Annotated in this window: 7 protein-coding genes; 5 read left to right on the plus strand and 2 right to left on the minus strand. The window is 43.7% G+C overall.

Features of this window, described 5'->3' with window-relative positions:
• Window positions 1–254: 254 nt before the first annotated feature.
• Together H6H02_RS07825 and H6H02_RS07830 are read left to right on the plus strand one after the other, a co-directional pair.
• Entirely contained in the window at window positions 255–5,789 is a 5,535-nt protein-coding gene (locus tag H6H02_RS07825; RefSeq protein ID WP_347342581.1) for an AAA family ATPase, read from the plus strand.
• 175 nt (window positions 5,790–5,964) lie between these two features.
• Complete coding sequence (locus tag H6H02_RS07830) at window positions 5,965–6,693, plus strand: iron-containing redox enzyme family protein (protein ID WP_190816293.1); 729 nt, start codon at window positions 5,965–5,967, stop codon at window positions 6,691–6,693.
• A 48-nt stretch (window positions 6,694–6,741) separates the two neighbouring features.
• Here the strand turns inward: H6H02_RS07830 and H6H02_RS07835 are convergent, their stop codons facing one another.
• Entirely contained in the window at window positions 6,742–10,824 is a 4,083-nt protein-coding gene (locus H6H02_RS07835) for a non-ribosomal peptide synthetase (RefSeq protein ID WP_190816295.1), read from the minus strand.
• Window positions 10,825–10,883: 59 nt separating this feature from the next.
• On the opposite strand from H6H02_RS07835, the gene H6H02_RS07840 reads away from it, so the two are divergent.
• The 3 genes from H6H02_RS07840 (at window position 10,884) to H6H02_RS07850 (ending at window position 14,005) form a co-directional block, all read left to right on the plus strand.
• Window positions 10,884–11,381, plus strand: a complete 498-nt coding sequence (locus tag H6H02_RS07840) for a DUF29 domain-containing protein (RefSeq protein ID WP_242040610.1) — start codon at window positions 10,884–10,886, stop codon at window positions 11,379–11,381.
• Window positions 11,382–11,569: 188 nt separating this feature from the next.
• The gene (locus H6H02_RS07845) at window positions 11,570–12,076 is read left to right on the plus strand and encodes a hypothetical protein (protein WP_190816298.1); all 507 of its coding nucleotides are present in this window, start codon (window positions 11,570–11,572) and stop codon (window positions 12,074–12,076) included.
• Between the two features lie 153 nt (window positions 12,077–12,229).
• Window positions 12,230–14,005, plus strand: a complete 1,776-nt coding sequence (locus H6H02_RS07850; RefSeq protein WP_190816299.1) for an ATP-binding protein — start codon at window positions 12,230–12,232, stop codon at window positions 14,003–14,005.
• A 318-nt stretch (window positions 14,006–14,323) separates the two neighbouring features.
• On the opposite strand, the gene H6H02_RS07855 is transcribed toward H6H02_RS07850, so the two are convergent.
• Window positions 14,324–15,700 carry a GH1 family beta-glucosidase gene (locus tag H6H02_RS07855; RefSeq protein WP_190816301.1) on the minus strand — a complete coding sequence of 459 codons (1,377 nt, stop codon included), beginning with the start codon at window positions 15,698–15,700 and terminating at the stop codon, window positions 14,324–14,326.
• Window positions 15,701–15,702: the final 2 nt, after the last annotated feature.

Genomic DNA, 15,702 nt, shown 5'->3' on the forward strand with positions numbered 1-15,702 from the left:
AGTTTTTGTGACAATCTTACGAAGAAATTAGTATTCTAAATTACATTTTTTGGGGCGGTCAAAACGATGCTTCCCAACAAACTGTGTATACACTGATATTTGCTGATAAGCAAATTATATTTCCGTATAAATACGCTTTCAACTCCTTGAATAAAGCTTTATTTTTACTTCAGTGCAACTATGAGGATTTAGAAACCTATCCCCAAAATTGCCCATAACTGAACTGGAGCAACTACAAATCTGTAGATTACACAATGATGACAACGATTCCCGGGTACCAATTTTTTGAGCTAATCTATGAAAGTAGCAAGTCTCTGGTGTATCGGGGATGCCGACTTCAGGATAATTTACCTCTTATTCTTAAAGTTATTAAAGAAGACTATCCATTACCAGAAGAAATTTCTAGGTATAAGCAAGAATATGAAATTACCCGTTCGCTGAATATAGATGGTGTTGCTAAGGCGTATGATTTAAAACCCTATCAAAACACTCTAGTGATGCTGTTGGAGGATTTTGGTGGTCAATCTCTAAAAAAATTGATAGACAACCAAAGCTTTACAGTTTTAGAAGTTATTAAAATTGCTATAAAAATTACCGAGACTTTAGCTAAGCTTCATACTTCAAACATTATTCACAAAGATATTAATCCATCTAATATTGTTTTTGACCCAAAAAGTGGGCAAGTAAAATTTATTGATTTTGGAATTTCCAGCGTTTTGTCGCGGGAAAACCCTACCCTAAAAAGTCCTAATGTTTTAGAAGGCACTCTTGCCTATATGTCGCCAGAGCAAACTGGCAGAATGAACCGTTCGCTAGATTACCGCACTGACTTTTACTCTTTTGGTGTCACCTTCTACGAACTCCTCACTGGCAGACTACCTTTTAATGGTACTGATGCAATGGAGTTAGTGCATAGTCATATTGCGCTTACGCCAATTCCGCCTCATAAGTTCAATCAAAATATTCCCAAAGCAGTTTCAGACATTGTGATGAAATTGCTGGCTAAAACTGCTGAAGATAGATACCAAAGTGCTTATGGAATTCAAGCAGATTTAGAATATTGTCTAACCCAACTAGAAATAAACAACCAAATTCCAGAGTTCTCTCTTGGTCGTCATGATATCTCCAATAAATTTCAAATTCCAGAGAAGCTCTATGGCAGAGAGCAAGAAATTAATATTTTACTAACAGCATTTGAACGAGTGAGTCAATTCTCGTTTGGTAAGCCAATGCCAGGGGATATTGAGATGATGTTGGTGTCGGGATATTCTGGCATCGGCAAGTCATGTTTAGTGCAGGAAATTTACAAACCAATCACTCAACAGCGAGCTTATTTCATTTCTGGAAAATTTGACCAATTTCAGCGGAGTATTCCCTATTCTGCTGTCGTTTGCGCCTTTTCTGCCTTAATTCAGCAACTTTTAACGGAAAGCGAAGCACAGCTCAACCAGTGGAAAGAAAAACTCCTAGAAGCCATTGGCTCGAACGGGCAAATTATTATTGATGTGATTCCAGAGGTGGAACTAATTGTCGGTCCTCAGCCTAGGGTTCAAGAGTTAGGGTCAACTGAATCTCAAAACCGCTTTAATTTAGTCTTTCAAAACTTTATTCGGGTATTTTGCCAACAAGAACATCCATTAGTCATCTTTCTAGATGATTTGCAGTGGGCTGACTCTGCCACGCTCAAATTGATAGAGTTGATGATGAGGGATGAGCAAACGCACTATCTATTTCTCATTGGAGCATATCGGGATAATGAAGTCAGCTCTACTCATCCCTTGATGATGACGCTGGATAGTTTACGCGATGATGGAGCTATCATCAACCAAATTAATCTAGCACCTTTAGAACTTGAGCATATTACCCACTTGATTGCCGACACCTTACATAGGGATAGGGAATCAGTAAGACCCTTAGCTTCCCTCATCCTGCGTAAAACAGAAGGTAATCCCTTCTTTGTCAATGAATTTCTAAAAACTCTATATCAGGAAAACCTGCTTACCTTCACCCCCCCTCAGACGCTCCTTACTCAAGGAGAAAAAGAGGTAAGTAACGCCCTGTGGCAATGGGACATCACTCAAATTGAAGCGTTGGGTATTACTGATAATGTTGTGGAGTTAATGATAGGAAAGTTAAAAAAATTGCCGAATTCAACACAGCAGGCTTTACGGTTAGCAGCTTGTGTCGGCAATAGTTTCGATTTAAATACTCTGTCTATCATTTATGAAAAATCAATTTCTGAAACTTTTAAAGACCTTTTGCCAGCCCTGAAAGAAGAATTAATTAAGCCCACTTCCGTCTTGGAAACAGCCGAGGAAGAAGGGGTTATTTCTCAATTATTAGTTTTTAATTATAAGTTTTCACACGACCGCGTGCAACAGGCAGCTTATGCACTGATTGATAACTCGCTTCAAAAATCAGTTCATCTCAAAATTGGCAATCTCCTGTTAGCAAATACCCCCTTAGGAGACCAGATAGAAATAATTTTTAAATTGGTTGATCATCTGAATATTGGGTCTGATTTAATCGTCGATGAAGAGGCAAAAGTTGAATTAGTAATATTGAATTTGGAAGCAGCTCGAAAAGCGAAAGATGCAACTGCATACAGCTCAGCACTTCACTATTTGACTGCTTGTATGAGCGTTTTACCGAGCGATATTTGGGTAAAACGCTACGAGCTGGCTTTTGCATTGCATAAAAAACGAGCTGAAATTGAGTATTTAAACGGTAATTTTTCTCAGTCTGAAGCCTTGCTGGAGCTAACTCTATCTCAAGCAAAATCAGTCCTCGATAAAGCTGAAGTTTATAATATGCTGATTGTGCAGCATACCATGCTTGCTAAATACCAAGAGGCAATTCAAGCAGGGCGTAATGCTCTTAGTCTGCTAGGAATTGACTTACCTGAAGGGGAATTAGCAACAGCAGTTGAGCTAGAACTAGACGAAGTTAATAAGAAATTAGAAAACCAAGAGATTGCGTCTTTAATTAATTTAGAAAGAATAAAAGTTCCCGAAGTAAAAGCAGCAGTCAAATTATTAGCAAATATGGGACCTTTGGCATATTTTGTTAATTTAGACCTTTGGCAGCTAGTTACTGTTAAAACAATCAATCTTTCTCTCACCTATGGTTATGCCTCAGGAGCAGCGTATAGCTACTCGTGTTATGGAATGATACTTAGCACAATTTTAGGGAATTATCACTCTGGTTATGAGTTTGGTGTGCTAGCAACTAAACTAAGTAATAAGTTTAATAATGTAGCTCAAAAATGTGCAGAACTGGTGGTTCTTGCCAATTACTTGAGTAATTGGGTGAAGCCAATTAAGTTTAGTCATACAATTAATGATGAGGCATATAAAACGGGGCTAGACTTTGGAGATTTGCAATGGGCAGGTTATACTCGTCTTCACAAAGTCATTGCTTCCTTCCATCAATGTAAAAGTTTAGAGCAAAGTTTAAAACAAATACCTCAGTCTTTGCTATTTTGCCAAAAAAGTAAAAATCAGTGGGCAATTGATATCATTTTAGGTTATAACCTGGCGGTATCAAACTTGATAGGCATGACTGCCGGAACCTTATCTTTTGATAATGACGGGATTATCGAATCCAACTTCTTGACAAGTTGCGAACAACATCAAAGTTCGGCGGCAATTTGTGAATTCCATATTTTAAAAGCCCAAATTCTCTATTTATACGAAAAACCGGATTTAGCTTTGAACAGTAGCTTGTTAGCTTCAAAGCTACTTACTTCTATTTTCGGTCATATTTCCGTATCTACACATAACTTTTATCACTCATTGATTCTGGTTGCTCTCTATCCCAATGTTTCAGAATCAGTACAAAAACAATCTTGGGAGACGTTAGCAGCGAATCAAAAGCAGATGAAAATTTGGGCAGACAACTGCCCAGAAAATTTTCTACACAAGTACCTGTTAGTAGAAGCTGAAATTAGTCGCATCACTGGCAATGATTTAGAGGCGATAGAATTGTATGAACGCGCCATCGAGTCAGCAAAAGAAAATGAGTTTATTCAGAATGAAGCTTTAGCGAATGAACTCGCTGCTAAGTTCTGGTTAGCTAAAAGAAAAGAGAAGTATGCCAAAGTCCATATTACAGAAGCTTATTACGGCTATCAACGTTGGGGAGCTAAGCGCAAAGTAGAAGATTTGGAGGAAAAATATCCGCATTTTCTGACTAAAACATCTATTTTGCCTCGTGTTAAAGATACTCCCACGACTACTGGACATTCCTCTACGGGTAGTAGTTCTAATGTGCTGGATTTAACCACTGTGATGAAAGCTAGCCAAGCGATCGCTGCTTGTATCGTGTTGGATAAATTACTGGCTTCTTTAATGAAAATATCTATCGAGAATGCTGGCGCACAAAAAGGTTTACTACTCTTGGTCAGAGATGAAAAACTGCTAATTGAAGCCCGCTCATCGATTGAATCTAAACAGGTTATTGTTCGGCAATCAACTCCACTTAAAGGTTGTCAGGAATTACCTCTGACAGTGATTAATTATGTAAAGAGAACTCGCTCAGATGTGGTTCTAAATGATGCGGCTAGCGAGGGAAAGTTTATTAATGACTCTTATATAGAGCTAAATAAATTGAAGTCAGTTCTTTGCACTCCCATCATTAATCAAGGTAAATTAATCGGGATTCTCTATTTAGAAAATAATCTAACATCCGGAGCTTTTACTCCCGATAGAATAGAAGTTTTAAAACTGCTTTCAGCTCAGGCAGCAATTTCTTTGGAAAATGCTATGCTTTACAATTCAATGGAGCAGAAAGTCCAAGAGAGGACGCATGAGTTAAATGAAAAAAATGTACGGTTGTCCCAAACTCTACAAGAACTTAAGCGTACTCAGACTCAATTAATTCAAACTGAGAAAATGTCTAGCTTGGGTCAATTAGTAGCGGGTGTTGCCCACGAAATTAATAACCCAGTTAACTTTATCTACGGCAATCTTGTCCACGTTAATGAATATACTCAAGACCTACTAAACCTAATGCAGCTATATGCAAAGCATTATCCCAATCCGGTGTCGGAGATTCAAGACGAAGCGGAGGCAATTGAAGTAGATTTCTTAGTTGAAGATTTGCCAAAAATGCTGTCCTCTATGAAGGTGGGGGCTGACAGAATTCGTCAGATTGTCCTGAGTTTGAGGAATTTTTCGCGCCTTGATGAGGCAGAAATGAAGGAGGTTGATGTTCACTCTGGGCTAGATAGTACGTTGTTAATTCTGCAAAACCGCCTGAAAGCTAAGACAGAAATTCCCGCCATTAAAGTGATTAAAGAGTATGGTTCGCTGCCATTAATAGAGTGTTATGCGGGTCAGCTCAACCAAGTTTTTATGAATCTCCTGGCTAATGCGATTGATACTTTGGAAGAAGTCATGAGCAATGGTTCAAAAACAATAGGAGATTGCCAGGAAATAGCCCAGGTATCTTGTTCGTCTTCTTGGGAACGAAAAGAACAGAATCCTCATAACCAATTGCCAATGAGCGATTACCAATTACCAACAATTCGGATTCGCACCTATGTCGTAGACGAAAGTCGGGTTCTGATTGCCATCGCCGATAATGGGCCTGGGATGACAGAGGAAGTCAAAAAACGTATTTTCGACCCTTTCTTTACTACAAAACCGATTGGTAAAGGGACAGGGCTAGGGTTAGCAATTAGCTACCAGATTGTGGTAGAAAAACATGGCGGTCAATTGCAGTGTTTTTCCACACTTGGGCAGGGAACTGAATTTATTGTTGAGATTCCGATCCGTCCGCAACATTAACCTTTGTCTTAAGAAGCTAATCTCCTTTATCAGACATAGAAGACAAGCAGTATTTTCAGTAATTTTGCCTAGGCATTTCTTTATACAAAGTTCATAGTTAGGCACATTCACGGTGGACTATGGATTTAAAGAAAGGCTACCACTGAGTGGTAAGGTTAGCAGGAAGAAGTAAGTCATGCAGCTCCTAGACAATTGCTCGATTGGTACTGAGAGAAAAGTAGGACTTCACCAATTGTATGTAGAAGATATCGTGAGATGCACCACGCTATCAGAAGCAGTGCTGATGGTAAATAAGGCTTATGATTTCCACCGTCATCCTTACTTTATGTGGATGCAGGCACCTTCTACCTCACGGGCGCAATTTCTTTGCACACAGCTACCAATTTGTTTTGCAATTGAGTCATTTTCGCAATCATTAGCGGCAGTTTTGGCTCGGACTCCAGTATTAGAACGGCGACTTTCGGTGATGGAAAACGTGGCTGAAGAACATGGTCACGGCAATTTATTGAACTCTCACAAATACACCTTCCGCCAATTTTTGCGGGCTTTGGGTGCCACTCCAGAAGATTTAGAAATACCCTGTCCTGCATCAGTGTTAGCTTTCAATCATTCACTTCTGGGCTACTGTCTGACACAATCCAGTGACGCGGGTGCAGCCGCTTTGGGGATGCTGGAGCATCTGTATTCGAGTGTTAGTGGGATGATCGCCCGCACGATTAAAGAGCGAGCTTGGGCAGCACCGGGTAGCCAGTCACACTATACTGTCCACGAGGAACTTGACGTAGAACACGCACGAGAATTGTTGGTTTTGGCAGAACCCTGTTGGGAGGAGCCACGCAACCGCGCTCATGTTGCTCAAGGGCTGGTGCTGGGTGCCCACTACTTATGGGCTTTGTACGAATAGTAGGCCACGGGAAGAGCGATCGCTACATCACAGAGTAAGCGATCGCTCTTATCTTCCTACCTGTGCATTCTCAATACAGGTTCTTAACTGTTCCGTGAGAACCTGGACATGGGGTTTTTTTAGCATGGTTAGGTGATTGCCAGGAATGTTATAAATTTCCATTCCTCCTCCAGCTAGCTCGCCCCAACCCATACTCGGATCTTGATTCGCAGCGATACTTTGTTCGCTATTTTTCAAAAGAGTAATTTTCCTAGGATAGGCTTGCGGCACATAGCTGAGAGCGGCTTGACTATTCGCTTGAAAAACTCTAAGTATAGATTTACTTTTTAGCTCTTTTAATATTCTTTTTTTAGACTCTTGAGAGATTAACTTGCTTTGGGGTTTGTCGGTATCAGCGATAAGATCAAAATAATCCATAAAATAAGGCCATATATATCGCGCTCCTGTGGTCATGAGAAACTTTAAACCACCCCAGAAAGAAGGTTTGTTATTAGAAACTGGGGCTGAAGTATCCAGCACAGCAAGTAAAGCTACTTTATGCCCAGCTTTTTGCAGTTGTTGAGCCATTTCAAAAGCAACCAAACCTCCAAAAGACCAACCTCCTAAAAAATAAGGGCCATTCGGCTGCACTACACGCAAGGCGTCAATATAATAAGTCGCCATATCCTCAATCCGAGTTAATGGGGATTGTTCTCCGTCCATACCCAGAGGTTGTAACCCGTAGAATGGTTGCTCTGTCCCTAGATGATACGCAAATTCATAATAAGGGAAGACTACTCCAAAAATGGGATGAACACAAAAGAAAGGTGGATTTGAACCTTTAGGCTGAATTGCAACCAAGGGCGACCAAAATGGAGGATCTGTGTCGGGAGATAGAGTGTTGGCTAGACCTTCAATGGTTGGACTTAAAAAGAGAGTAGACAGCGGTAATTCGCGTTCAAATTGCTTGTGTATCTGCTCTATGAGGGTGATACTCAGCAGCGAATTCCCCCCTAAATCGAAGAAGTTATCGTGAATACTTACACGCTTGATGTTAAGAACTTCAGCCCAGATTTTTGCAAGGGTTGATTCAGTAGGATTACGGGGTTCAATGTAAACCTTATCTAGGATTTGGCTAGTTGAATTACCGGGAGCGGGTAAGTTACGACGATCGACTTTGCCATTAGGTGTTAACGGCAGGGATTCAATCACGACAAAAGCTGAAGGAACCATGTATTCTGGCAACTTCTTTTTTATAAAATCGCGGAGTTTAATAATTGTAGGGTTAAAATTTTGGGCTGGCACAATATAAGCGATTAAACGCTTATCACCAGACATCTCTGTAGCAATTACCACCGCTTCTCTAACTGTTGGATGCTGAGTCAGTATTGCCTCAATCTCTCCTAATTCGATGCGGAAACCGCGAATTTTTACCTGGTCATCGAGGCGACCTAAAAATTCAATGTTGCCGTCTGGTTGATAACGAGCTAGGTCGCCGGTTTTATAAAGATGATCCCCCCTACCCCCCTTCCAAAGGGGGGAGAAGAAAGAATTATTTCGGATTTCTTCTTCATTTTGTATTCCTAATTTTGCCTTTTTGAAAGGATTAGGAATAAACCGTTCGATAGTTAAATCAGGGCGATTGAGATATCCCTGCGCCAGTCCATCACCACTGATGTACAATTCGCCAGTAATTCCGATGGGGACCGGCTGTAAATGAGCATCTAATATATAAATTTTAGTATTAGCAATTGGGCGACCAATGGAGGGTTTTTGGCTGTCGTAACTAATTTCTGCAATCGTAGCCCAAACAGTTGCTTCAGTTGGCCCATAAGCATTAAAAAACTTACGACCAACAGCCCAGCGCTTTACAATATCCTGGGAACAAGATTCGCCTGCACAGATGATAGTTTGCAGCGCGGGAAGTTTTTCTGGTAATAGTGCGAGTACAGTAGGCGGGAGCGTGGCGTGAGTAATCGCATTCTCGCGCAATAACTTTATTAAGGGTTGTCCAGGCAGAAGAGATTCTTTTTTTGCTAAATAGAGGGTTGCTCCCGATCGCAATGCCATGACAATCTCGAAAATTGAGGCATCAAAACTCAAGGATGCAAATTGCAGGATGCGATCGCTTGGCTGGACATTGAAAACTTCGCGCTGAGCTTCTGCTAAGTTAGACAGTCCTCTGTGCTGTACTAAAACGCCTTTAGGCTTTCCGGTTGAGCCAGAGGTGTAGATGATATAAGCTAGATTTTCAGATGTTATGCTGCTGGTTGGTTTGTGTTGGGGATGGTGAGAGATCGCATCCAAGTCCGTATCCAAACAAACTACAGATAAACCGTCTTGGCGATCCCCCCAACAGGTCTTCAACAGGGAGGCTAGATGGGAATGAGTTAGCAAGATGGATACCTGAGCGTCTTCTAGCATGAAGCTAAGACGTTCTTGAGGATAGGTCGGATCTAAAGGCAGGTATGCTCCTCCTGCTTTGAGGATGCCCAAAAGTCCCACTATCATATCTACAGAACGGTCTATACAGATGCCAACTAGAACGTCTGGAACTATCCCCAATTGTTGCAGGTAGTGTGCAAGTTGATTGGCTCTGATGTTGAGTTCGCGGTAGGTTAATTGCTGATTTTCAAATATGAGCGCGATCGCATCCGGAGTCTGCTCTACTTGTGCCTCAAACAACTGATGAAAACACTGGTTTTGCGGGTAATCTCTTCTGGTATTATTCCAATCAATTAATAACTGTTGCCGTTCGGCTGCTGTTAATAAACACAACTCGCAAAGGCTTTGCTCTGGATTGGCAACAATATCTTCCAGCAGCGTTTGAAAATGCCCCAGCATCCGGGTAATGGTAGCGTCATCAAATAAATCGGTGCTGTAAATTACCTGTCCTCTGAGAGCTTCCGGAGATTCCCACAGGTGAAACTCTAGGTCAAACTTGGCGCTGGGGTTATCAAAATCTAGATGGGAGAGTGTTAGCCCAGGTAACTCTAGCGCCTCGATTGGTGTATTTTGCAGACTGAATGCAACCTGAAATAATGGATGCTGGCTCAGGTTGCGCTCTGGATGCAGTTCCTCTACTAGCTTCTCAAAGGGTAAGTCCTGATGGGCATAAGCGCCTAGCGCCACCTCCCGGACTCTGCTCAGCAATTCCAGAAATGTTGGATTACCTGATAAGTTGGTACGCAGCACCAAACTATTAACAAAAAAACCAATTAATCCCTCAATTTCGCGGCGGTTGCGGTTGGCAATGGGCGAACCGACTACAATATCTGATTGCTGTGTGTAGCGGTAAAGTAAGGTTTGAAATGCCGCTAAAAGAGTCATGAACAGAGTCACCCCTTGGCGTTGCGTAAGTACCTCTAGTTCCTCACTCAGGCTTTTCGGTAACTCTAGAAATTGCGTCGCGCCTCGGTAGGTTGGAGTAGCTGGGCGAGGTTTGTCAGTGGGCAAGTTTAGTGAGGGGATATTGTCCAGCTGCTGCTTCCAGTAGGCTAACTGAGTCTCCAGAACCTCACCCTGTAGCCATTCGTGTTGCCAGTCAGCAAAGTCTGCATATTGGATGGGGAGTTCTGGCAAGGGCGATCGCTCGTTATTGCCAAAAGCGGTATACAGCGTTCCGAGTTCCCGAATTAGCACTCCAATCGACCAGCCATCGGAGACAATGTGATGCAGATTCAGCAAAAGTACGTGTTCTGAGGAATCTAGCTGTAGCAGCATTACTCGTAGTAACGAGTCTTGAGATAAATCGAAAGGACGTGATCGCTCCTCAGTAGCCAACCGTCGAGTTTCCACGTCCCGTTCGGTTGCAGGTAGATGCCGCAAATCTACAAGGGGCAGGGGTATCGTTAAGCTGGAAGCAATGACTTGAACGGGTTGCCCATCCAGCATCCTAAAAGTGGTACGCAAAGCTTCATGGCGACGCACAATTTCGTTGAACGTCTCCTCTAGTGCCGAAGTGTTGAGCGAACCCGTCAGGCGAAGTGCAGTCGCTACATTGTAGAAAGTATTGCCTGGGAACAACTGGTCGAGAAACCACAATCGCTGTTGGGCAAAAGATGCCGGAAATACAAAAACTTCTGTTTCCTCAGAGGTATTGACTTTTTCCTCAGCTGCCGTGAGGGAATTGTCAGAAAGATAAGGGTTCATAAGCTGCTTGGATTTCCGCAATTTGAGAGCCAGTAAATTTATAGTAGGTTGCGATCGCTATGACTAAAACACAAACGGAAATGTCTACAACTTCTGGACAATATGAGACAGACTTTTATGCTTGGACGATTGAACAAGCTAAATTTCTCAAAGATGGTGCTTGGGACTGCTTAGATATCTCAAATTTGGTTGAGGAGATTGAATCGTTGGGAAAACAACAACGACAGGAGTTAAGGAACCGTTTGGGGATTTTACTAGGACATTTCCTCAAGTGGGAGTTTCAGTCTAGTCATCGTTCTAAAAGCTGGTTTGCCACAATTCGAGAACAGCGTCGCCGAATTGCAGATTTACTTGAAGAAAGTCCCAGCTTGCAACCTTACTTATTTGAAGAGTTGAAGAAAGCTTATCAGGATGGAGTAGACCTCGGTGTTCGCGAAACTTCTTTAAATTACAAAAATTTTCCCCAAGAGTGCCTTTATAGCTTAGAGCAGGTATTAGACTCTTCGTTTTTCCCAGGTGAAAAAATTGAGTCAGACTCCAACTGGGATGGTAACTAAATATAAATTGAAAGGACGCGATCGCTCCTTAATAGCTAGCAGTCGGGTTTCATCTGCTAGCTACTTATATGAATTCATTTTTGACACTTCCACTTGGCGCATAAGCCAGAATTGTGGTGCAGTATATTGTGTAACAGGACAAAGCTGCACCCGGTATAGGGGCGGCAGAGTACCGAAAAGGAGCAAAAATGGATACCATATCTTCATCCGATGTCCGCTGGTGCGTCGTTGAGAAACTCTACTCGCGCCTGCAACGCCTCGCCCCTGGGACTAGAGAGTACGAAATTACCGATCGCGCAATCTCCCTGGCTTTAAATTCGGGTCGCCAGTCAAGGAGTGTTGAATTTCTTTTTCACGATGTTTTGCGTAACGCACAGCACAGCATACTCCGAACTTATGCTCGCAGAGTCGTTTTTCTCAAAAATTTTACAGCCTACTCTGCACAAGCCTTAGACAGTATCAACGAAAAGACACCCGAAGCCAACTGCATTGCAAGTGAGATGGAGGACAAGATTCGGGAGGCTTTGGCGCAGAATGGTTCTGAGCTAATTAACTGCTTTGATGGAATGCTCGTTGGCGAGAGTATTGCTGAGACTGCTGCACGATGTGGAATTTCGCGCAGGAGTGTAGACCGGGCACGGCAGAAAATACGTGAGATTTCTCGGAGCTTCTTTTTCCCTCAAGAGGAGGCATGATGGCAGGGCTAATTCTGCTTTTGATAGGGACACTGATGCTACTGCGACCTGCTTTAGGTGATCGCTAGGCAGCAACAGCTAGAACGCTAATTCGTGAAGTTTGATAACAAGACGCACGCTTAGGTGCGCCAAAAATCCTCAAAGGAGAATGAAATGGCAATAACGACAACGGATATATCCAAAACGACAAAGCGGATTCCGGTGGTTCTCAGTGGTCACGCTCTCAGGTCTCTGCGTGACTCCGGCTATAGTCTTGCGGCGGCATTAGGAGAGGTGATTGACAACAGTCTCGAAGCCGATGCAAACAACATTTTGCTACGCCTAGAGGAGACGCAGGATAAGCATGGCAAGAAGCACATCCATCGGATTGTTGTTGTTGATGACGGAAGTGGCATGGGCACCGAGATACTTCCGTACTACTTGCAAGTTGGGTTCTCCACCAGGTATATGCAAAAGGACACCATTGGGAAGTACGGTGTGGGTGCCAAGCTTGCGGCACTGAACTACGGGCGTCGAATTGATGTGTGGAGCCGGACGCGAGAGGAGGAGCCTTGGCAGCACGTCTATTTTGATTTAGATGATGCTATTGAACAGGAAGAGAAAGGTGAAGTGGTAGGCATTGAGATGCCAAACCAGGAACCTGTTCCTGATGAGCTAGTTTCATTGCTGCCTAATGACTCCGGGACTGTGGTCGTCTGGTCGAAGGTTGACCGTCTTGAAGAGGGACGGCGAGCGCCCGACGCTAAGACTCTGCGGGTTGAAGTTGAGAAAGAACTTTCTCGTATGTTTCGTTATTTCCTTCATGGTGGCATTAAGATTTCCGTCAACGATACAAAGCTCCTTCCTTACGATCCACTGTTTCTTATGGAAGGAACCTGGACAGATAAAGAGCTCACAAAATACTACTCTCGTATTAGCAAAGCTAACGAGCAAGAGAGTCAAGATAATTACCAATCGAGCCGTAAAACACACTTTCCCGCTCTAATTATTGCTAATAAGGAGCGGATCGAGATCGGAGGATCTATAGCAGAACTCACCGTAACAGTTTACCCAAAAGAGGTGGCGCGGGAACCAGGTACAGGCGGAGATGAACTTGCTAAAAAGCTTCGAGTAGTAGATAACGGAGGATGTATCAGCTTTGTGCGGCTTGAGCGCGAAATTAACTACACGAATGTACCGAGGATATTCCCAAGAGGTGTGCAGACAGAAGATCGCTTCCTGGGTATTGAAGTAGCCTTTAAGCCTGAGCTTGACGACTATTTTGGCGTTCGGAACGTAAAGCGGGGTGTCGAACCGCATGATGAACTCCGAGCCAAAATGTTTGATCTTCTCAAGAAGTATGTTGCTGAGGCTCGTGCAAAGCTTGATGACATAAGGGGCGAGGCAGCAAGAGATAATCAAACGCATCAGGGTGAACACACTCCCCTTGTTAAGGCTAGCAAAAAGGCAAATCGTACCCTTCCCAAAAGCCGCGCTAAGGGGCCCGACGATCGGGTAGAGCAGGAGCGTGTAAAACTTGACTTAGCTAAAGATGTAATTGGGAATGACAAGAAGGCGCAGGAGGAATATCTAGAGTCGATTAAGGATCTCCCCTTTGTGATTGAGTCAGTAGATTTCCCTGGTCACACGTTCATCGACATCCAACATCTAAACGGTCAGGTTATTATCCGGCTCAACACTCGGCATCGGTTCTATCGGGAAATGTGGGAACCGATCCGGTCTATCGCTCAACGCACACCAGGAGGCGTATCCGGCGATGAGGCTGTTCGAGCTGCAAAAAGGACAATCGAGGCTTTGACCCTCCTGATAATTGCATACGGCAAGGCGGAATCAATGGACGAAAATCCTCGTGAACGCTACGGAGACCTGCGGATGTACTGGGGCCAGTTCTCAGACTCTTTAATTGGAAAGGTCAAGGATGTGATTTAGACTTGTCACCTTCAATAAAGTAGCCCTACTGAGAAATCAGCATCAGCTACCTTACAGCCAAAGGATCGCTCCTTGTCCAAATTGTGGGGGCGATCCATTATTGCTAATAGATTTTACCTCCCGGTCATATCTCTTTGCTTTCTTTGTTAAGGGAGGATAGTTTCATGCGCCGACTCTCATAAGAAATCGGGATTAAGGCTGGGGCTTTACTTTTAGCATTGCTGTCTTTCAAACTTTCAACAACTTTGGATAGTTGTGCGCTCGCGTAGCTCCACCACTTGCACCAGTATGATTAAGGCGCGATCGCACGATTTTATCTCAAACCACCCGGTTCTGACGAATGCACTCTGCATACCAATTGAAGCTGGCTTTGGGAATGCGTTGTTGTGTCTTGTAATCGATATAGGTAATTCCAAAGCGGCGACTATAACCGTAAGGCCACTCAAAGTTATCCATGAAACTCCAAAGGAAGTAACCTTTCAGGGGATAGCCTTCACGAATGGCTCGATTAGCCGCCTTCAAATACTGGCGCAAATACATAATGCGGTCTGTATCAATTACCTCGCCTTGAGCGTTCAGTTCGTCTTCGGCAGCACAACCATTCTCCGTAATGAACACGGGCAAATCTTGTCGCCCAAGCGTCTCACTAATATGGCGAATTCCCCAATAGATACTCTCAGGAACGATATGCAGCCAAGGCATATTCATTCGCGGGTAGCCTTTCGGGAAGTCAAGAAACTCGTAACCGTCTTTATTATCTGCGGCACGAACATAAGTGCCAGTGTAAATATTGATACCGATTGAGTCGAGGGGCTGGTGAATGATTTCTAAATCGCCCGACTGAATATCTGGGGCATCAACGCCCAATTTCTCAAGCATTGCTGGACTGTAGGCACCCGTCAGCGCTGGAAAAATAATCCCACCATTGAGCCAAGAAGTATGGAAAGCTTGCTGAGCCGCCGTTATATCAGCTGCTGATTCGGTGAGGGGAACGGTGACAGAAATATTGTCTACAAGTGCTACAGAACAAGGAACGGGCGAGGCAGCACGGATAGCTTGACAGCCCATTCCATGAGCGAGGAGGGCATGGTGAGAAGTCTGCCACACTTGTTTGCGAGTTTTGACACGAGTGCCGGGGGCAAAGGGTGGGTCTTTATCCACATCGTAGGCGAAATCAGTGAAGCAGGGGATTTCGTTGATGGTCATCCAGTTGGTGATGCGATCGCCTAACCGACTGACAACGGCAGTAACATAGTCAGCAAAATCTGAAGCCATCTCCCGGCTGCGCCAAGAACCGTACAAATCCTCTAGTGCTTGAGGACTGTCCCAATGAAACAAGGTGGCGTGGGGAGTAATCCCGTGTTTGTGCAAGCAATCAACTAGGCGCTTGTAGAAATCGACTCCCTTTTCATTCACGTTTCCCCGACCATCAGGAATAATTCGGGGCCAAGCGATACTGAAGCGATATTGCTTGATACCCAGTTTTGCCATCAGTTCTACGTCTGTTTCGTAGCGGTGGTAATGGTCGCAAGCAACAGCACCTGTATCGCCATTCTCAACCCGTCCGGGGGTAGCACTGAAGGTATCCCAGACGCTGGGTTTGCGATCGCCTTCTGTTGCCGCACCCTCTATCTGATAGGCGGAGGTAGCCGCGCCCCAGATGAAATTTTCTGGAAATTGGTCGTTGGCTTTCATCT

The organism is Coleofasciculus sp. FACHB-1120 (genome assembly GCF_014698845.1).
GTDB lineage: Bacteria > Cyanobacteriota > Cyanobacteriia > Cyanobacteriales > FACHB-T130 > FACHB-T130.